The organism is Gilliamella sp. GillExp13, assembly GCF_001690815.1.
GTDB classification, from domain to species: Bacteria; Pseudomonadota; Gammaproteobacteria; order Enterobacterales; family Orbaceae; genus Gilliamella; species Gilliamella bombi.
The window spans coordinates 60,283-79,086 of the sequence record NZ_LZHJ01000059.1; the positions used below are offsets into that span (position 1 = coordinate 60,283).

20 protein-coding genes, 1 pseudogene and 1 riboswitch are annotated in these 18,804 nt (G+C 34.5%); of the genes and pseudogenes, 10 read left to right on the forward strand and 11 right to left on the reverse strand.

The genetic code is table 11. The features are described 5' to 3' along the window. Nucleotides 1–121 precede the first annotated feature (121 nt). The 3 genes and pseudogenes from A9G37_RS04255 to ribB all read left to right on the forward strand — a co-directional run. Nucleotides 122–991, forward strand: a pseudogene (locus tag A9G37_RS04255) (ABC transporter permease subunit); the annotation flags it as partial. A 243-nt stretch (nucleotides 992–1,234) separates the two neighbouring features. After that, nucleotides 1,235–1,993 (forward strand): ABC transporter permease subunit, encoded by a 759-nt coding sequence (locus tag A9G37_RS04260; RefSeq protein ID WP_141671052.1) that lies wholly within the window; start codon nucleotides 1,235–1,237, stop codon nucleotides 1,991–1,993. Nucleotides 1,994–2,103: 110 nt separating this feature from the next. Continuing rightward, nucleotides 2,104–2,281, forward strand: a riboswitch (FMN riboswitch). 161 nt (nucleotides 2,282–2,442) lie between these two features. Beyond that, nucleotides 2,443–3,090, forward strand: a complete 648-nt coding sequence (ribB, locus tag A9G37_RS04265) for a 3,4-dihydroxy-2-butanone-4-phosphate synthase (protein ID WP_065574715.1) — start codon at nucleotides 2,443–2,445, stop codon at nucleotides 3,088–3,090. Between the two features lie 122 nt (nucleotides 3,091–3,212). Here the strand turns inward: ribB and A9G37_RS04270 are convergent, their stop codons facing one another. From A9G37_RS04270 to A9G37_RS04280, 3 genes are read right to left on the reverse strand one after another with little or no spacing between them, the layout of a single operon-like run. Next, nucleotides 3,213–4,313, reverse strand: a complete 1,101-nt coding sequence (locus A9G37_RS04270; RefSeq protein ID WP_065574716.1) for an amidohydrolase — start codon at nucleotides 4,311–4,313, stop codon at nucleotides 3,213–3,215. Between the two features lie 14 nt (nucleotides 4,314–4,327). Then, nucleotides 4,328–4,795, reverse strand: a complete 468-nt coding sequence (locus A9G37_RS04275) for a YjiG family protein (protein ID WP_065560153.1) — start codon at nucleotides 4,793–4,795, stop codon at nucleotides 4,328–4,330. Further along, complete coding sequence (locus A9G37_RS04280) at nucleotides 4,788–5,444, reverse strand: nucleoside recognition domain-containing protein (RefSeq protein ID WP_065574717.1); 657 nt, start codon at nucleotides 5,442–5,444, stop codon at nucleotides 4,788–4,790. The genes A9G37_RS04275 and A9G37_RS04280 overlap by 8 nt, the downstream gene beginning before the upstream one ends. A gap of 558 nt (nucleotides 5,445–6,002) precedes the next feature. Between A9G37_RS04280 and A9G37_RS04285 the strand changes: the two genes are divergently transcribed. Both A9G37_RS04285 and A9G37_RS04290 read left to right on the forward strand, forming a co-directional pair. Further along, nucleotides 6,003–6,326, forward strand: a complete 324-nt coding sequence (locus A9G37_RS04285) for a DMT family transporter (RefSeq protein ID WP_218059302.1) — start codon at nucleotides 6,003–6,005, stop codon at nucleotides 6,324–6,326. Between the two features lie 24 nt (nucleotides 6,327–6,350). After that, a complete protein-coding gene (locus tag A9G37_RS04290) occupies nucleotides 6,351–6,665 on the forward strand; it encodes a DMT family transporter (RefSeq protein WP_065574718.1) in 315 nt (104 codons plus the stop codon). Between the two features lie 87 nt (nucleotides 6,666–6,752). On the opposite strand, the gene A9G37_RS04295 is transcribed toward A9G37_RS04290, so the two are convergent. Further along, nucleotides 6,753–7,355: a peroxiredoxin C gene (locus A9G37_RS04295; RefSeq protein WP_065574719.1), complete on the reverse strand. Its 603-nt coding sequence runs from the start codon at nucleotides 7,353–7,355 to the stop codon at nucleotides 6,753–6,755. 131 nt (nucleotides 7,356–7,486) lie between these two features. Further along, entirely contained in the window at nucleotides 7,487–8,785 is a 1,299-nt protein-coding gene (srmB, locus tag A9G37_RS04300; protein ID WP_065574720.1) for an ATP-dependent RNA helicase SrmB, read from the reverse strand. A gap of 368 nt (nucleotides 8,786–9,153) precedes the next feature. Between srmB and trmA the strand changes: the two genes are divergently transcribed. The 3 genes from trmA (at nucleotide 9,154) to A9G37_RS04315 (ending at nucleotide 12,683) form a co-directional block, all read left to right on the forward strand. Further along, nucleotides 9,154–10,251 carry a tRNA (uridine(54)-C5)-methyltransferase TrmA gene (gene trmA / locus A9G37_RS04305; RefSeq protein ID WP_065574721.1) on the forward strand — a complete coding sequence of 366 codons (1,098 nt, stop codon included), beginning with the start codon at nucleotides 9,154–9,156 and terminating at the stop codon, nucleotides 10,249–10,251. A 361-nt stretch (nucleotides 10,252–10,612) separates the two neighbouring features. Further along, nucleotides 10,613–11,299 (forward strand): heavy metal response regulator transcription factor, encoded by a 687-nt coding sequence (locus A9G37_RS04310; RefSeq protein ID WP_065574722.1) that lies wholly within the window; start codon nucleotides 10,613–10,615, stop codon nucleotides 11,297–11,299. Next, on the forward strand, nucleotides 11,286–12,683 hold the full coding sequence (locus tag A9G37_RS04315) for a heavy metal sensor histidine kinase (RefSeq protein ID WP_176701860.1): 1,398 nt from the start codon (nucleotides 11,286–11,288) through the stop codon (nucleotides 12,681–12,683). The genes A9G37_RS04310 and A9G37_RS04315 overlap by 14 nt, the downstream gene beginning before the upstream one ends. On the opposite strand, the gene A9G37_RS04320 is transcribed toward A9G37_RS04315, so the two are convergent. The 6 genes from A9G37_RS04320 to A9G37_RS04345 form a co-directional block, all read right to left on the reverse strand. Then, entirely contained in the window at nucleotides 12,676–12,876 is a 201-nt protein-coding gene (locus A9G37_RS04320; RefSeq protein WP_034914884.1) for a YaeP family protein, read from the reverse strand. The two genes, A9G37_RS04315 and A9G37_RS04320, sit on opposite strands and share 8 nt — an antisense overlap. 23 nt (nucleotides 12,877–12,899) lie before the next feature. Continuing rightward, nucleotides 12,900–13,862: a lipopolysaccharide heptosyltransferase RfaC gene (rfaC, locus tag A9G37_RS04325; RefSeq protein ID WP_065574724.1), complete on the reverse strand. Its 963-nt coding sequence runs from the start codon at nucleotides 13,860–13,862 to the stop codon at nucleotides 12,900–12,902. Continuing rightward, nucleotides 13,862–14,911 carry an ADP-heptose--LPS heptosyltransferase RfaF gene (rfaF, locus tag A9G37_RS04330; RefSeq protein ID WP_065574725.1) on the reverse strand — a complete coding sequence of 350 codons (1,050 nt, stop codon included), beginning with the start codon at nucleotides 14,909–14,911 and terminating at the stop codon, nucleotides 13,862–13,864. Before rfaF ends, rfaC begins: the two co-directional genes overlap by 1 nt. Before the next feature lie 15 nt (nucleotides 14,912–14,926). Beyond that, entirely contained in the window at nucleotides 14,927–15,853 is a 927-nt protein-coding gene (rfaD, locus tag A9G37_RS04335) for an ADP-glyceromanno-heptose 6-epimerase (protein ID WP_065574726.1), read from the reverse strand. A 100-nt stretch (nucleotides 15,854–15,953) separates the two neighbouring features. Then, nucleotides 15,954–16,733 (reverse strand): methyltransferase domain-containing protein, encoded by a 780-nt coding sequence (locus tag A9G37_RS04340; protein ID WP_065574727.1) that lies wholly within the window; start codon nucleotides 16,731–16,733, stop codon nucleotides 15,954–15,956. Nucleotides 16,734–16,736: 3 nt separating this feature from the next. After that, entirely contained in the window at nucleotides 16,737–17,468 is a 732-nt protein-coding gene (locus A9G37_RS04345) for a 1-acylglycerol-3-phosphate O-acyltransferase (RefSeq protein WP_065574728.1), read from the reverse strand. Between the two features lie 86 nt (nucleotides 17,469–17,554). Between A9G37_RS04345 and mnmD the strand changes: the two genes are divergently transcribed. Both mnmD and A9G37_RS04355 read left to right on the forward strand, forming a co-directional pair. Next, entirely contained in the window at nucleotides 17,555–18,262 is a 708-nt protein-coding gene (gene mnmD, locus A9G37_RS04350; protein WP_065574729.1) for a tRNA (5-methylaminomethyl-2-thiouridine)(34)-methyltransferase MnmD, read from the forward strand. Between the two features lie 246 nt (nucleotides 18,263–18,508). Next, nucleotides 18,509–18,804 (forward strand): helix-turn-helix domain-containing protein (locus A9G37_RS04355; RefSeq protein WP_065574730.1); only part of this gene is annotated, 296 nt, incomplete at its 3' end.

The window sequence follows — 18,804 nt, forward strand, 5'->3', positions numbered from 1 at the left end:
TGCTTATCGGCTTATTATTGCTGGCAGTATTTTATTTATTCCAGCAGGATTAGTTGTAATTTTTTATACATATAAAAAATTGCGTCAACAACGAGATGATTCGGATTTAATGACTCTTTATGGACGGTTAACCGTAATTGCGATCCCTTATTTATGGATGCTATTACTGTTTTTGTTACCATTTTTAATCGTATTTAGGATCAGTTTTTCTGAAATTGCTTTAGCTGTACCACCTTATACTGATTTGTTAAGTTATGACGATGGTTTGCTTAATATTACGTTAAATTTTGGCAATTATTTAAATCTAATTAGTGATACGATTTATATTGATTCGTATTTGCAATCACTCAAGATTGCTGCGATTTCAACCGTGCTTTGTATTTTAATTGGTTACCCGTTGGCTTGGGCTATTTCTCAGTGCAAACAGTCAACCCGTAATATTTTATTGTTGTTAATCATTTTACCTTCATGGACATCATTTTTAATTCGTGTTTATGCGTGGATTGGTATTTTGAATCCTAATGGTTTATTAAATCATTTTTTAATGTGGTTAGGGATTATTGATCAGCCTTTGATTATTATGAAAACCTACTTTGCTGTATATATTGGTATTGTTTATTCTTATTTACCATTTGTGGTATTGCCAATTTATACGTCGTTAAGTAAGGTCGATTCAACGTTAATCGAAGCTGCATTAGACTTAGGTTGTAAACCGATAAAGACATTTTTTAAGATCATTGTACCTTTAACCAAAAATGGGGTGATTGCTGGGGGGATGTTGGTGTTTATTCCTGCTGTAGGTGAGTATGTGATCCCTGAATTATTAGGCCCTTCAGAAGGGATTATGATTGGTACACAGCTTTGGACTGAGTTCTTTAATAATCATGACTGGCCAGCTGCCTCGGCTGTAGCTAGTGTGATGTTGATGATATTGATTGTGCCTATTTATTATTTCAATAAATTCCAAAATCGACAAATGGGAGGTAAATAGATGAACAATTTGCCCGTTATTATGCGATCGGCTTTGATTGTTTTTATCTCGTCATTGCTTGGTGCGATTTTATTGAGTATTTTGATTTCATCATCGGGATTATTGCTTTTGGGTGAATGGAGCTTTTATTATGGCTGTTTTGTTTTTAGTTTCATTATTACAGTTTTAGTTACCATTGCGTTGTTATTCCGGTGTTTGAAAGGACTTATCTTTTTGGTGGTATTTTCGTTTTTATATATCCCAATGATTATTTTGATTGTTTATTCGTTTAATAGTTCGCGTTTGGTGACAGTTTGGGCGGATTTTTCGGTCAAATGGTATTTTGAGTTAATTAATAACGAAACATTACTTAAAGCTGTTGGGCTAAGTTTATCTATTGCTGCAGGTGCTGCAACGTTTGCTGTTGTGCTTGGTACATTAGCGGCTTATGCTATTATTCGTTTTAGAGGATTCCGAGGCTCTAATTTATTTTCGTTTATGACTACAGCACCGCTGGTTATGCCAGATGTTATTACTGGTTTGGCTTTGCTGTTGTTATTTGTGGGAATGGGACAGGTACTTGGTTGGCCAAAAGACCGTGGAGCTATAACTATTTGGATGGCTCATGCTACATTTTGTACCGCTTATGTGACTGTGGTAATTAGTGCTAGGTTGCGTGAATTAGATAAATCAATTGAAGAAGCCGCATTAGATCTTGGTGCAAACCCTTTAAAGGTATTTTTTATTATTACATTACCAATGATCGTACCAGCGTTAGTGTCAGGTTGGCTTTTAGCATTTACATTGTCACTTGATGATGTGGTTATTGCTAACTTTGTGACTGGACCAGGTGCTATGACGTTACCTAAATTGATATTTTCAAAAGTACGTTTAGGGGTTGATCCTCAGGTTAATGCTTTAGCAACAATTATATTGCTAATTGTTGGTATTATTGGCTTTATTTCGTGGCTATGGATGCGTAAAGCCGAACGGCGTCGCATAAGTGAAACTCGTAGGCATTAATTAAACTCTGCTCTTTCTATTATTGCCGCTGTTTGCGGCAATATTTTCGTTTTAAAACTCCGTGTCTTTTTTATCATTTTGTATTATAGTGTGGTTCGTCAACTTTTTGGCAAAATTCTCAGGGCGGGGTGTAAGTCCCCACCGGTGGTATAGCCCACGAGCGCTTAATTTATTTTGTTAACTGTGGTAGTTGTTTTATTGCTCAGTTAGATTTTGATAGATTAAGGACAAGCAGATTTGGTGAAATTCCAAAGCCGACAGTAAAAGTCTGGATAAAAGAGAGTTGCTTATCTTTCCAATATTTGCTGAAAGGCAAAGTCATGCTGGTCAAGCACTGCCCTGATTCTGGTATTTTATTTATACTTAATTAATTAGATAGCAAATAGCCATTTGATTTTAATTAGATAAATAATGAAATAAATGAGTTAATAAAAATATAGGTATTTACCATGAATCAGTTTAATTTAAATGAATTTGGAACGCCCATTGAACGTGTTAGAAAAGCAATTGCTTCTATTAAAGCCGGTCAAGGTGTACTAGTTTTAGATGATGAAGATCGCGAAAATGAAGGTGATATTATTTGGGCTGCCGAGTCTATTACCAGTGAACAAATGGCTCTAACTATTCGTTACGGCAGTGGTATTGTTTGTTTATGTTTGCCTAAAAAACGCTGTGATGAGTTAAATTTGTCTATGATGGTAGAAAATAATACTAGTAAAAATAATACAGCGTTTACCATCTCAATTGAAGCGGCTAATGGAGTTACAACAGGTGTATCAGCCGCTGATCGCGTTACGACTATTAAGGCTGCTGTGAATGATAATGCCAAACCAAGTGATCTTAATCATCCAGGGCATGTGTTTCCTTTAGTTGCTAAAGAAGGTGGTGTATTAATTCGCCGAGGTCATACTGAAGCATCTATTGATTTAGTAACATTAGCGGGTTTAAAGCCTGCCGCAGTACTGTGTGAGTTAACCAACGACGATGGCACTATGGCAAGAGCGCCAGAGGTTGTTAAATTTGCTAAAAAGTATCATATGCCAGTTGTGACGATCGAAGATATTGTTGAATATCGTAACTATTTGGCATTGAAGTGAAAATCTTAACTTAAAAATGTTAAGTGCTTATCAACAGTATTATACAAGTTAGGGAAAGATCCTTTGTTTGTGATTTAAATCATCTTCCGCCGAAGTAAGGTATCGGCGGAATAGGGTGGAAATTAGCCAAGTACTTTTAATGCACAAGCTTTGGTTATTTTGACTCCATTTTCTAATGCTAAAGTGTCAAACTTCATTTCAGGATGATGTAATCCTGGCGTTAGATCAGCTCCTAATCCCCAAAAACCAGCTTTGACATTACGTTCACAAGGATAATTGAAAAAGTCTTCTCCACCTGGGGTGAAAATAGGCTCTTTTAGCCCCTCTTTGCCAAGTACATCGACAATGGCTTTGGCAATAATTTTTGTGACATCATTATCAATTTCCGCGGCTGGAATTTCTTTAGTGACATTGATATCCACTTTCGCACCGATAGATTCAACACTGAGTTTTATCGCATTTAACGTTTTGGCTTTTAGTTCATCCATGGCTGGATTAGTTGGCGCTCTTAGATCCCAGCATACATATGCTTCAGATGGAATAGCATTGGTGACTCCAGCATCGCAAATGCAACGTGTGGCTTTAACACTATAGTTTAAGTTAGGTGCAAGGTGAATGGTATTAACTGCTTGAATGGCCAGTGTTGCTGCATCAAGGGCATTAACGCCTAAATGAGGTCGAGCACCATGTGCTGGGATACCATGAATATTTACTTCAACTGTGGTGGATGCTGAATAATACATTGCCGCTGCAGCAAAGCCTTTTGGACATTCATCTTTTGGACGTAAATGTAAACCGATAATCATATCAACATCATCAATAGCTCCTCCTTCAATCATAGCTAAAGCACCTGTTCCAAGTTCTTCGGCAGGTTGAAAGATGAGTTTCAATCGACCTTTTTTGATGTTACCTTCTTTTATTAACTCTTGTGCCGAGCTTAATAATATTGATGAATGGCCATCATGACCGCAGGTATGTCTTGCGCAAGGTTCGCCGTTAATAATATGTCCTAGAGCATCCATATCTGCCCGTAAAGCGAGTACAGGGCCAGGTTTGCCGCTATCGTATTGCGCAACAATTCCTGTTGTGTTATTGATGTTGCGAGTTACTTTATAGCTTGCTTGTTCAAGTTGCTGTGCGATATATGCCGATGTTTTGTGTTCTTCAAATCCCAACTCTGGAATTTGGTGTAAATATTGATAATGTTCTAATACGTTAGACATGCTTATCTCCTTTATTAAACAAAAAATCGCATAATAATCATTGAAACTAATGCATTAAAAATACTGGTTAACATGAGTAATGGCCAGTATTTTTTTGGTACATCGGCAACGCCTAATAATCGTCCCATATATTGTAATTGTGAGCCCATTAAGAAAATAGCTGGGGCTAATATGGTTATTGCTGTTGGATTGATTGTTCCTGCAGTAAATAAGTTAACTGCTACGCCTGTACCTGCTGATGCTGATAACCATGCAGTTAGTAATACGGTAATTGCTTCGCCCGGTAGGCCAAAAATCTCCATTACTGGTGCACAATAAGTTCCTATTAATTGCATTATGCCTAAACGTTTTAGAATTTCGGTGATTACAAATGCCATTAAAATATTGGGCATTAAATTGTTAATAGCAATGTTGAATCCTTTGCGAGCACCAATTACAAAGATATCTAAAGGGTTATTAGTTTGTTTTTGCAAATTACTCATTGATAAAATCCTTTTTATAAATTGAATTTAATACTATACGAACCATTATTGCGCCTACAAATTTAAGCACTAACATGATGATAAGAGGAATAAAAATAGCTACAGTCATTGAGGCAAATAATGCCGAACCAATCGAGAAGTAGTTATTAATTAAACCCGCACCAGAATATTGCCAAGCACTAATAATGATAAGGTCTTTTTTAGTAATTTGCTTTTCGTCATATAACTCTTTAGTTAATACAGCACCAGCATCAGTGCTTTGTAGGTCGGTAATTAATGCAAGTCCAGTTTTACCTGGTACACCTAAAATTGGTTTTAATAATGGTGTTAATAATTTATGTGCAGCACGAATGGTGCCGTAATGGGTAAATATTTCTAACACGCCTAGCGCTAACATAACCGTAGGTATAAGTGATAAGGCGAAAATAAAACCAGCTCTTGCACTGTTACCTCCTTCACCCACAAAAGTATTTTTTTCAGGATGTAGCATAGTGCCAAATTTGCCGCTTAAACTGGTAAAATCAAACGCTCCTAGCCATTCTTTACCTTCTACATTAAAAAATAAGCCTGAAAAAAATAAAATTGCTACTATTAGTGATATATAGGCTTTTATACCAACTTTAAATTCATTATTTGTCTTTTTTGACATGCTAGCTCCCTTTTTCCTAATGTTTAAAAATATTAAGTATTGTCACAATTAACAATATTTAATAAGTACAAAATGTTTATTATACAATTTAGTTAAAAAATGCCTAAAAAGTGTTTTTTTATCATTCTATAACGATTTTAGGTTAAATTAAAAAAGATATAACTTTTTTTATTTTTTTCTAATAAATCACAAAACTTTATTATATCTTGCATGCTTAAGTATTATATAGAGGTGAATTGGTTAGTTTGTATAAGCTCTCTAACATTGAATTGTGTAATTTTGTCCTTGCCATTTATATATCTTCATTATAGAATTACTTACTTATTGAAAAATAATAATAAAAATTGTGATGATGTTTCGTGAACGTTAGGCGTTTTGGTTTAATGGATAGGACCATATAACAATTGATATCTTTTGGCGGCAAATTCTATTTGCGAACCATCTTTTGTTTTGTCGTTGCTTTTAGGCAATAGGGCATAATCAAGCATTATACTTAAACACATTGCAGCAGAAAATTGATTACGACATAAAATAAAGTAGCATAAACGAGGTAGCTATATGTTTAGCATGAATAAAGAGTGGGCATTTGTGGTGCTAACCTGCTTTTTTGAAATATGTTGGATTTTAGGATTTAGCATCGCAACTGAGCTTTGGCAATGGATTATTATTGTATCGCTCATTATTATTGATTTTACGTTTTTAACCAATGCTTGTAAGACAATACCTACAGGCACGGTTTATGCCATATTTTCAGGTGTTGGTGCTGTTGGTGCAACGCTAATTGATATCTTACTTTTTAATAAAGAGATTAAGCTAATTCAACTTTTTTTTGTGGCAATAATTATTATTGGTGTTGCACAACTAAAACGTGCCGACAGTTAATATTTTAATAAGGACAATTTAATCATGGGATGGCTGTTAATCTTAATTGCATCAGTTTTTGAAGTAATTGGTGCTATAGGCCTTAAATTATATGCTGAGCAAAAAGGTCTATTTAGATTGGTTTTATATTGGGGAGGTTTTTTTGTCTCTTTTGTGCTTTTCTATTTTTCGCTCCATTATCTTGAATTGAGTATTGTATATCCTGTTTGGGTTGGTCTTGGGACTTCGGGGGCCGTGTTAGCCAATATGCTGTTATTTAATGAGCCTAAGAATTTTCCTCGTATATTTGGTCTCACCATTATTATCGTTGGTGTTGTAGGATTACATGCCACTCTATAATTAATTGCGTTTATATAAAAAACCGGAGATTAACTCCGGTAACGCAAAGCGTAAAATAAGACATGGATGAATAAAAATTATACTGAATTAAATCTCGTCAGCATGCTGTTTTAAGAAACTAGCAACGCCATTTGGATTTGCTTGCATGCCTTTTTTACCTTTTGTCCATTGAGCAGGGCAAACTTCGCCATGTTCTTCATGGAATTGGAAGGCATCAACAATACGAATCATTTCGTCAATGTTACGTCCAATTGGTAAATCGTTAATTGTTTCATGGCGTACAATTCCTGATTTGTCAATGAAGAACGAAGCTCGCAGTGCAACTCCTGCTTCAGGATGTTCAATACCATAAGATTGCATAATTGAGTGTTTGACATCTGCAACAATTGGGAATTTAACTGCACCAATACCACCTTTATCTTGTGGAGTATTGCGCCATGCATTATGTACATATTCAGAGTCCATCGAAACACCAATTATTTCAACACCACGTTTTTTGAATTCTTCTAGACGGTGATCAAATGCAATGATTTCTGATGGGCAAACAAAGGTGAAGTCCATTGGCCAAAAGAATACAACGGCATATTTACCATTGATGTGTTGTAATAAATTGAAATTATTGACAATTTCACCAGTACCTAAAACTGCTGCTGATGTAAAATCTGGTGCTTTGCGAGTGACTAGTGTCATAGTATTTCTCCTTTATAATTAACTGCAACTCATATAGCGTAGCATTATAGCAATTAAAATCCATTGTCAAAGTTGTTATAAACGATTGGTATCATAAGTTTAAACTATTAAGTTATGATTATTATTCGGTATTAGTTATTGATTTTCGGTTTGCCTTTATTTTTTGTGTCTCGATAGCGTTGTTTTATCTTTTTCTTTTTTACTTGTTCTTGCTTTTTGTTCGCACTTTTTTGTTTTGCTTTTTGTGAAGGTTTTTTCTTAGTTACTGGTTTTGGTGCTTTAGTTTTAGGGCGTAATCCATCAATCGTTCTTAATTTGATTGGTTCTTTAATATAGCGCTCAATTTTTTGCAGTAATTCGTTATCATGCGCTTCGACTAGCATAATAGCTGTTCCTTTTTTTCCCGCTCGAGCGGTGCGTCCAATTCTGTGTAAATATATATCGGCAGTTTTTGGTGCATCAAAATTAATAACATGAGTAATATTGTCAATATCAATACCTCGAGCAGCAACATCGGTTGCAACAAGTACACTGACAATATTATTGTTGATCCTTTTTATTGCTTCGTTGCGTTTTGTTTGTACCATTTCACCTTCTAAATAGCAGCTATGGATACCAGCTTGGTGCAGTAAACTAGCTAATTCATGCACACGTTCACGTTTACGAACAAATACAATTGTTTTTTTAAATTCTTCTTGTTTTAATAAGTGAATAAGGAGTGCTACTTTATGAGTTAAATCATCGGCACGATAATAAAATTGCAGGATTTTTTTACGCTCTTTGCGTGAAGGCTCGGCATTGATTTCGATTGGATCATTCAAAATACGGGTAGCAAAGTTATGCAGTCCTTCACCTTCCAGTGTGGCAGAAAATAATAAGGTTTGTTTACGCCAACGGGTTTCGGCAGATATCATTTCGACATCTTGTGAAAAACCCATGTCTAACATCCGATCAGCTTCGTCTAAAATAAGCATTTCAACCGCTCGGCAATCGAAATTCTCTTCTTTTATATACTGTAATAATCGACCTGTTGTAGCAATAACGATATCTTGGTTTTTACTAAACACTTCAGCGTGATTCATATAAGCAACACCGCCAGTTATAGTTGCAATACTTAAATTTGTTGATCCGGTTAATAATTTGGCTTGTTCAGCAATTTGCATGGCTAGTTCACGCGTTGGTGTTAAAATCAAAATTCGTGGTGGGCCTGGTTTACGGCGTGGAAAATCGAGTAGATGTTGTACGGCCGGAATTAAAAAAGCTAGCGTTTTACCTGTGCCTGTTGGTGCAGAACCTAAAATATCTTTGCCATCTAAAGCAACAGGGATTGTTTGTGCTTGGATTACGGTTGGAGTATTTATATTTTGTGTTTGGAGATTGTGAATTAAGATATTATCTAATTCTAAACCAGAAAAAGTGTGTGCAGTCATAGTGTTCTTTTCATCTAAAATTATTAGGCACATTATAACGTTAATCGTTATAACTACAATCAATAAAAATGTGATGGAATATTATTCTATTTTTATGGAGCGATTAATTGTAAGGTAGTTATTACAGTGTAAGACATAGTTTTATATCTAAAACTAGATGTTTTATTTAAGCAAAACTTATCATTGTTAGCTGCTTGTGATAAGATATGCGTCCGTTAAGCGATAACATGCATAATGATTATTTATACTACCCTACTGAGGTTAAATTGGTTTAAATAATTAATGTTTAATTATTTTGTTGTTTAACGCAGATTGGCTCAAATTTCCATATTAAATAATACTTCTTTAATAACTATTAGATAATGAATATGACCGAATGTTTCTCGAATGATAATTATAATCAACAGTTGAAAAAAAAAGTAGATAATTTAAAAGCGTTATTATCGGATTTTTCACTGCCCGAATTATCGGTATATTGTTCACCTTTTAGTCATTATCGTATGCGTGCCGAGTTTAAGATCTGGCATGATGGTGAAGATCTTTATCATATTATGTATGATAAAAAAACAAAAAAACGAATACGGGTTGATGAATTTCCTATTGCAACAAAACTAATTAATCAAGCAATGCAAACTATTTTACCTTTGTTACAACATAATTTGCTACTTCGCCATATGCTGTTTCAAATTGATTATTTTTCGACTTTAAGTGGTCAGCTATTAATTACGCTTTTATATCATAAAAAGTTAAGTGATGGATGGATCATCGAAGCAAAAAAATTAAAAGCTCAATTAGCTGAACATGGAGTAATTGCTAATATTGTAGGGCGAGCGAGTAATCAAAAAATAGCAATTGATGTGGATTATGTTGATGAAGTGTTGCCAGTAATGGATAAAACGTTTATTTATCGGCAAATTGAAAATAGTTTTACTCAACCAAATGCTGCCGTAAATATTAAAATGCTACAGTGGGCCATATCGGTTACTAAAAATTCAACTGGTGATTTACTCGAATTTTATTGTGGTAATGGTAACTTTTCAATTGCACTAGCACAAAACTTTCGCAAAGTATTGGCCACTGAAATAGCTAAAGCATCTGTTTATTCAGCTCAGCATAATATTGAAGTTAATCAAATTGATAATCTTGATATTGTACGGTTGTCAGCCGAAGAATTTACTAGTGCAATTAAAAAAGAACGAGAGTTTAATCGTTTAAAAGGAATCAATTTGGATGAATATCAGTGTGATACGGTACTTGTAGATCCACCACGTGGGGGAGTGGATTTAAATACCATTAATATATTAAAAACCTATAAAAAAATTATTTATATTTCGTGTAATCCTAATACATTGCGTGACAATTTACAGTTATTGATTAAAACACATTCAATTCAACATTTTGCTATGTTTGATCAATTTCCTTATACAGATCATGTTGAGACGGGTATTGTGTTGTATAAAAAGTAAAAGGAATTAATATTCAATGTAGAGTATTTTTGTTAAAATATACTCAATTCATACCTAACTAATTGTTGTTTCGGGTGTATGTAAACTTGCATCGATCTATAACAAAAAAAAACCCTAGATAAACTAGGGCTGCATTAAATTGCAAGGAATGGATGAAAGGAAATAAAACAATGAAACAATAATGTCTAGCCTCATGAATCATTGTGTAGCTACTATAACAAAGATAAACCAACTAATTAATGACATTAGGATTACAAAATAGTCATTAAACCATCATGATTGGTTTGGTGTTTATCATTTATTCTATAGTTGTGTTATGCAATTACGACAACCAGACAAATAACAAAGGAAATATTCAAGTATGAAATTGTTAGTAGTTGAAGATGAGCAAAAAACAGGTGAGTATCTTCGTCAAGGTCTAGTTGAATCTGGGTTTGTTGTTGATTTAACAAATAATGGTCTTGATGGTTATCATAGAGCCATGACAGAAGATTATGATCTAGTTATTTTAGATGTGATGTTGCCTGATATAGTTGGTTGGAAAATTGTTCAGTCATTGCGTGAAGCAGGCAAAGAGACACCTATCATGTTACTTACCGCTATGGGAAGTGTGGATGATAAAGTTAAAGGCCTAAACTTAGGTGCTGATGATTATCTAGTAAAACCTTTTTCGTTTGCCGAGTTATTAGCTCGTGTGAAATCTATGCTCCGACGTAATGTCCCTCAAGTCAATAATTCCCAATTGAGTATTGCAGATCTGGTCATGGATCTTCCTAAACGTATGGTAACACGTGGAGATAAACGCATTGATTTAACCAATAAAGAATTTTTGTTATTAGAATATTTTTTACGTTATCCGGGGGAAGTATTACCACGATCATTAATTGCATCTCAAGTTTGGGATATGAATTTTGATAGTGATACTAATGTGATTGATGTTGCAATTCGGAGATTGCGTAATAAAATTGATGCTGATTTCGAGCCAAAATTGATTCATACAGTCCGTGGAATGGGGTATAAGTTAGATGTCTTGGATGAAACAGAATAAGTTAATATCATTTCGCTTACCTCTTATTGTTTGTTTATTAACCTGCGGTTTACTTTATTGTTTTAGTTTTTTTATTGAACGTTCTTTTGAAAAAATTTCAATCCAACAAAATGTGTCTGAACTTAATTCGGTTATTGATTCTATAGAACGTGAACTTATTTATTATTCTCCAGATGAGAATCGTGACGAATTTATTCAAAATTTATTATTGATTTTGACAGGACATCATCGCCTATTTGTTTATGTTATTGATGAGAAAGGTAAAATTGTTTATCGAACACGTGGTCCTAATCTAACTGTTGCTAAAAATCACATTGATTTTGATACCATTATTGCAAATCACAGTACCGCTATTTGGAATCAAGATAAAGCATCATATCGAATTGCCGCTTCACGAGTTTTGATTGAAAATGGTAGACAATATACCACTATAGTTGCTGTTGGGCGTGATTTACATCTCGAATTCATTCGGCGATTACACGATGGTTTAGGCTTGCTTATTGCTATTGCTTGTATTTTGGCCTTGATTGGTTCTTTTATCAGTGTCTATTTTACCCAAAAACCAATTAATCGGTTGATTAAAAAGATCGAAAAAGTTAATTTTAAAAGTTTAAATTACCGTATTCCTGCTTCTTTAGTACCAATTAAATATGTTAGTTTAGTGAAAGCATTCAATGAGATGCTTAATCGGATAGAGGATGTGTTTCAGCGGCAACGTAATTTTACAGCAGATATTGCTCATGAGATGCGAACGCCTATTACCAATTTAACAACTCAAACGCAAATAGTACTGAGTAATGCTAGAACAACTAATGAATATCGCGAGATTTTATATTCAAATTTAGAAGAATACGAAAAAATGTCACAGATGATTTCTGATATGTTATTTTTAGCACAAGCAGATAATCGTCAATTGGTGCCTAATTTAATCAATATTGATTTACATAGCTTGATCACAATGATGTGTGAATATTTTGAACCACTTACCGACGAGAAGAATATTGCCTTTAATCTTGAAGGAAATTGCTCCCATATTCAAGGTGATAAGATGATGTTAAGAAGGGCAATCAGTAATATTTTATCCAATGCAATTCGTTATACACCTGAAAATCAGACTATCACTATAATTTTAAGTCAAGTAAGTGAAAAGCGAGTTCGAATCATCATTTCGAACCCAGGCAAGAGAGTTGATAGTAAACATTTGCCACACCTTTTTGATCGGTTTTATCGAGTTGACGAATCACGTCATCGTAATGATAATTCAGGCACTGGAATAGGGCTTGCTATCGTCAAATCCATTATTCAAACACATAAAGGTTCAATTTACGCTGAGTCTGATGAGCAATCAACCCGTTTTATTATTAATTTACCAACCACTATTTAACATCAAAGTCGCTGATCAGTAAATTAGCCGCTGCATAAGCGGCTTTATCTTTTAGTTCTTGTGGGACATTTTCGTTACGAACAACTTCGTCTAATACTTGCATAACAGCACCTAAGGCATCATCAATATAACCAAGATCATTGCTGCCAATTTGCGCATATTTTTCATAAATAAGAGTACTATATTTATTCATTAAATTCATTTTTTTTATTCCACTTATAAAAAGCTAACTAATTGTTTATAAACTTGTTCAGCTTGAATGGTTTGCATGCATTTTTCATCTGAGATAATACTAAATTGATTTTTTCCATAGCCGCCAATCAAATTAGGATCGGTTTTGCCAAATAAAGTAATATTTGGACGATCCAATGCAGCAGTTAGGTGACTTAAACCTGTATCAACCGAAACAACTGCTTTTGCTCCCGCAATGATGGTTGCTATATCTGAAAGTGAAAGTTTGGGAAGCACCTCTACGTATTGGAATCCTTGTGCTAGACGAATTGCTCGTGCTTGCTCATGTGGTGCTCCCCAAGGTAATTTTATTTTTAACCCAGTAGGCTCAACTAATTTAATTAATTTTCGCCAAGCATCTTCGTTCCAGTGCTTTTCATCACGTGTTGTTGCGTGTAAAAAAATTAGATATTGCTGATTATCGTTAGGTAATGAAGATAAAAAGTGACGCGCAATAGCATAATCACCCATTGAATCAGGTAATGTATATTGTAGGCTTTTTGCAAACAGTAATCTAACGCGCTCAATAGCATGCATTTGTTTAGGTACATTGTGTTTTACATCATAAAACCAACTAGCAATTGGTTCTTTGATACTTTTGCGATCCAAACCGTGTTTAATGCCCCGTGCTTTACGAGTAATAAGAAACGCACTTTTAATGAGTCCTTGTGCATCAATAATCACATCATAATGTTGTCGTCTTAAGGTATCAATAAAATCATGGCGCTCTTGACGAATTGCTTTAGCGAACCAATTTTTTCGCCAGCGTCTTATTGCAACCGGTATCACTTGGTTTACAGCAAAGTGCCAACTAGGTATTTGGGCAAAATTTTCTTCTACTACCCAATCAAAGGATATATTTGGTAAATTGTTAGCAGCATCAGTTAATGCTGGTAAAGAATGAAGTACATCCCCCATGGATGATGTTTTAACCACTAATACTCTCATTATTCATTACTCTTCTTACAGCGCATGATGAGTTTCATTAAGGTTTCGAAAACAATATCGGGTTTAATATCGATCAGGCTTTGATGGTAACCTTGTTCTGCATCGCCTTTACGAACACGGTGGTATCCGGTAATTAAACGAATAACTTCAGCTTTATCTGATAGTGGAGGGGTAAAATCTGGACTACTTGGCCCATAAAGAGCAACCAGTGGTCTGTTTAAAGCTGCTGCAACATGCATTAGTCCAGAGTCATTAGTCACAATAGCTTTACAAGCAGCAATTAGGCTAACAGCTTGTTCTAGTTGTGTTTGACCTGCTAGATTGATACATTTATCGCGATGTATCATTTTAGCAATAATTTGTTCTCCTACTTCGCGATCATTTTGGGACCCAAAAATAATAACTTTAGCGTGCTGTTTAACTAGCATATCAGCAAGTGCCGCGTAATGATAATCGGGCCAACGTTTTGCAGGACCAAATTCAGCACCAGGACAAAAGCCAATTAATGGTTCATCTTGTGTTATAGTAAAAGTTGAAAGAGCTTGGGTTATTTCATCTTGTTCGACATTGAGTTTTGGCCATAGTAGTGGTTGTGGTAAATCGGAAGCCGAATGAACCTGTCTATTAGGATAAGCAAGAGCAATATAGCGTTCAATCATCAACGGAAGTGCTTGCTTATCAAGTTTACGAAGATCGTTTAATAAACCATAACGCATCTCGCCTTTCCAACCTGTACGTTTAGGAATTTTGGCAAAAAATGGAATCAATGCTGATTTGAATGAATTAGGTAATACAATAGCATGATCATAATGGTTATCACGCAGTGATTTACCTATTTTATGACGTTTTTTTAACGCAAACTCACCATGGTCTAATGGCATTGCAATTGCTTGATTCACTTCTGGCATTTTATTTAATAGCGCTCGACACCAAGCCGGTGCTAAAACATCAATTTCGTTATTAGAATCAAGTTGTTTTAATGTACGATACAGGCTTTGCGACATCATCATATCGCCAACCCATGAAGGACCAATAATGAGTGTTTTCATTTAATCAATTCCATCTTATTGTTCATTAAGCCATTTCATATATTCAGCAGTTCCTTCTGCAACATTTTTAAATTCAATTGGGCATTTAGTTTGTTTAAATTTAGTCAGATCAGCTTGGGTATAGCTTTGATAGCGTCCTTTTAGATGTTCAGGGAAAGGAATATAATCAATTTCATCTTTTTTATGATAAGTAAGAACCGCATTAGCAACAGCTTGGAACGATTCTGCTCGACCTGTTCCACAGTTATAAATTCCTGATATTTTATTTTTCCAGAACCATAAATTGACTTCAACGACATCACCAACATAAATAAAATCACGTTTAAAGTTTTCACTACCTGCAAAGAGTTTTGGTTTTTCCCCTTTATTAATTTGTTCATTTAAGTGAAATGCAACGCTAGCCATGCTACCTTTGTGTGATTCACGTGGTCCATAGACATTAAAATAACGGAATCCACAAATTGGTGAATTAGCTTTGGGTAGTAATTGTCTTACATATTGGTCAAATAAGAATTTAGAATATCCATATACGTTTAATGGCTTTTCGTAAGTGCGATCTTCAATAAAGTTATCACTGCGCCCACCATAAGTAGCGGCTGATGAAGCATATAAAAACGGAATATTGAAATCGAGACAGTAATGCAACAAGTCTTTAGAATAGTCATAGTTATTTTCCATCATAAACTTGCCATCCCATTCTGTGGTTGACGAACAAGCACCTTGATGAAAAACAACATCAATATTAAGATCTTCATGGCTAATAATGGCTGCGATGAACTCATCTTTGTCCATATAATCAGCAATATCTAGATCAGCCAGATTAGAAAATTTAGTGCCGTCAGTTAGATCATCAACCACCAAAATATCTTTGTGCCCCAGGTCATTCAAACCTTTAACAATATTACTACCAATAAACCCAGCGCCGCCTGTTACAACAATCATGATCATTTTCCTTAATCAATAAAACTAATCTGCTTATAATAGCGATTTATGATAAATTTTTCGAGTGCTCATTTAAAAAAGCATGAGCAAGACGAGTTTTTTATGAATTCATTTTGTTTTTTGCAGTGACTAAAATATATCTTGCTAAATTAAGATAAGGTTCAGTTTGGCAGTATTTTTGTTCAAGTTCTAATAGTTGTTCAAAATGAGTTTCTGCTTTGGATTTGTTGATTAGATAGTCATGAAAAATACGAATCCCTGTTTTTTGCAAAATATCAAAATCAAGTTGTGTAAGCCAGTGATATACGTCAGAAGGAACTCTTGGATAATCGGGCGAAAGAGTTTTTTTCTTACGCTTTGCTAACCCTGATTTTGTGTAACCAAAATTGCCTAATGTGACCGTTTTAAACAAAAGCGCATGATAGTTATAAAACATTAACGATAAAAAACCATTAGATTTAAGGTGTTGTTTTAATGATTTTATTAATTCAATTGGTTCAGCAACCCACTCTAATACAGCATGACAAATGACTAAATCAAACTGTTTGTTTATTAAGTTATCAAGCTGCTGAATAGGGCAACAAAGACAATCTATATTTATCTTTTCGGATTGAGCTTTTTGTTTTGCCAGTTCTAGCATTTGTTCAGAGATATCGCAAAGCGTTACTTGATGCCCAAGTTTGGCCAGCCGACAGGCGATCTGACCTTGCCCTCCACCTGCATCTAGAATATTTAATGATTTATTGTGTGGATAGGTAGCTAAAACTTTTTCTAGTTCTTGCCATACTACCGCTTCGCGAATTTGACCTTTGCTTGTGCCATAAATATTTTGTGCAAATTTATTACTGATATCATCAAAATTACGATCTTGTTTATTCATGACTTATTTTTGATTGTTTAGTTGTTTTGCTTCAGCATTTATTTGCGCTATTTTAGTTGCCATTTGGCTATAACACTGTTCCATTAAGGCTCTAGCATCCTCTTTGCCTAGATTTTTGGTTTCGATAGGTTCTAACATTTCAACAATGATATATCCATTATTTAGGCGGTTTAATTTAATATTATTGGTTTGCGATACACAGATCGGTACAATTGGTACTCCAGCAGTAATGGCAGCTTTAAAGGCACCTGTTTTAAACGGTAATAATCCCCGCCCACGGCTACGAGTACCTTCAGGAAACATCCAAATAGATATGCCGCGCTTTTTAATTTCATTAACAACTTGTCCGATTGTGCCGTGAGCTTTTGATTTATTATTACGGTCAATAAGAATGTTACCAGTCAGATAATAAAGCTGCCCAAAAAAAGGAATCCAAGCCAGACTTTTTTTACCTACTGTTACCGTTTTAGGTTGCACAACACCACCTGCTACAACTATATCATAGTTATCTTGATGATTCGCAATATAGATACAGCCACCTATTTTATTGATATTATGGGTCGTACGGGTATCAACTTTTACGCCCAATATAGGTTTAAAGAAAAAGCTAAATAAATGAGCAAATCTTGCTACATTTTTGGGATTTCTTGGATTAAATAGGCAAAAAATGACGCCTAATACACAAACAATAATACCAATTATAACACCACTAATTAAGCGAAAAAGAAATAGCATAATTTACCTCATAAGTTAATTTACATATTATATACTTAATCTAAGCTAATATACAGTTCGTTAACGGCTTCTTCTAAAGGATGATTATGTATAAATCAACTATAACTTGGGACGAAAATCAAACTCCTATCTCTACCCATTTCGATGATGTTTATTTTAATACTGAAGGCGCAATTGAGGAAACCAGATATGTATTTATTGAAGGTAATGATTTACGTCAGCGTTTTTTGAATCATAAGCAAGATACATTTATAGTTGGCGAAACAGGCTTTGGTTCAGGGCTAAGTTTTTTTATTTTATGGGAAACATTTTTACATTTTAGAAGTCAAAACCCGAATCATATACTTAAACATCTTGCATTTTTTAGTGTTGAAAAGTACCCGTTATCGTTAGATGAATTAATAAAAATTCATAATGATGTGCTTTTTAAAAATAAAACATTACTTTCGTTATCGAAACGACTTCAGGCTTTTTTAATTGATTCTACTTTCCAGTTTGACGATGTTAGTTTAAAGATATGTAATGATGATATTAGCAATTTTTCAGATTTTTTAAGAAAGCAAAATGTTTTGATTGATGCTTGGTTTTTTGATGGGTTTTCACCAGCTAAGAATCCTGATATGTGGACAGAACGTTTATTTAAAAATTGTTTTAGCCTGACAGCATCTGGTGGTAGTTTTGCTACTTTTACTGCAGCAGGATTTGTTCGTCGTCATTTAATTAATGCAGGATTTATCGTTCAAAAACGAAAAGGATTTGGTTCAAAACGTGAAATGTTAGTTGGCTATAAGTGAGTATGTTTTTATGTATATTTGTTACAGTCTTTTCGCAAATTAGATAAACAATATGAGTAATTTGCACTATTAAGTAATTCTCTAGAAATGGTAAGGTAATTCATATAAAATATTAACCAATAATAACAATTTATTATTTATATCCTGGATTCAAACATGAAGTGCAATTTTAAACACGGTGGAGTGAAGAAAGTAGAAAGGTGATTTATACTAGCACCTTCGCACCACCACAGTTTGGAGATTGCTATGCATTATAATCACCTTTCTAGGAAGGAAAGATACCAGATTTTCGTATTATTACAAGCAGGAAAGAATAAAAAAGAGATAGCCCAGCTACTCAATAGACATCCTTCGACAATAAGTCGAGAGATAAAAAGAAACTCAAAACCTAATCAAACCTATCGAGCACATGAGGAGGTAACACTCGCTAGGAAAAGGCGAAAAAACAGCGGTAATGGTAAGCCAATAGAGTCTTCGGTATGGTGTCAAGTTGAAAAATACCTCATACTTTATTACAGCCCAGAGCAGATTGCTGCACGTTT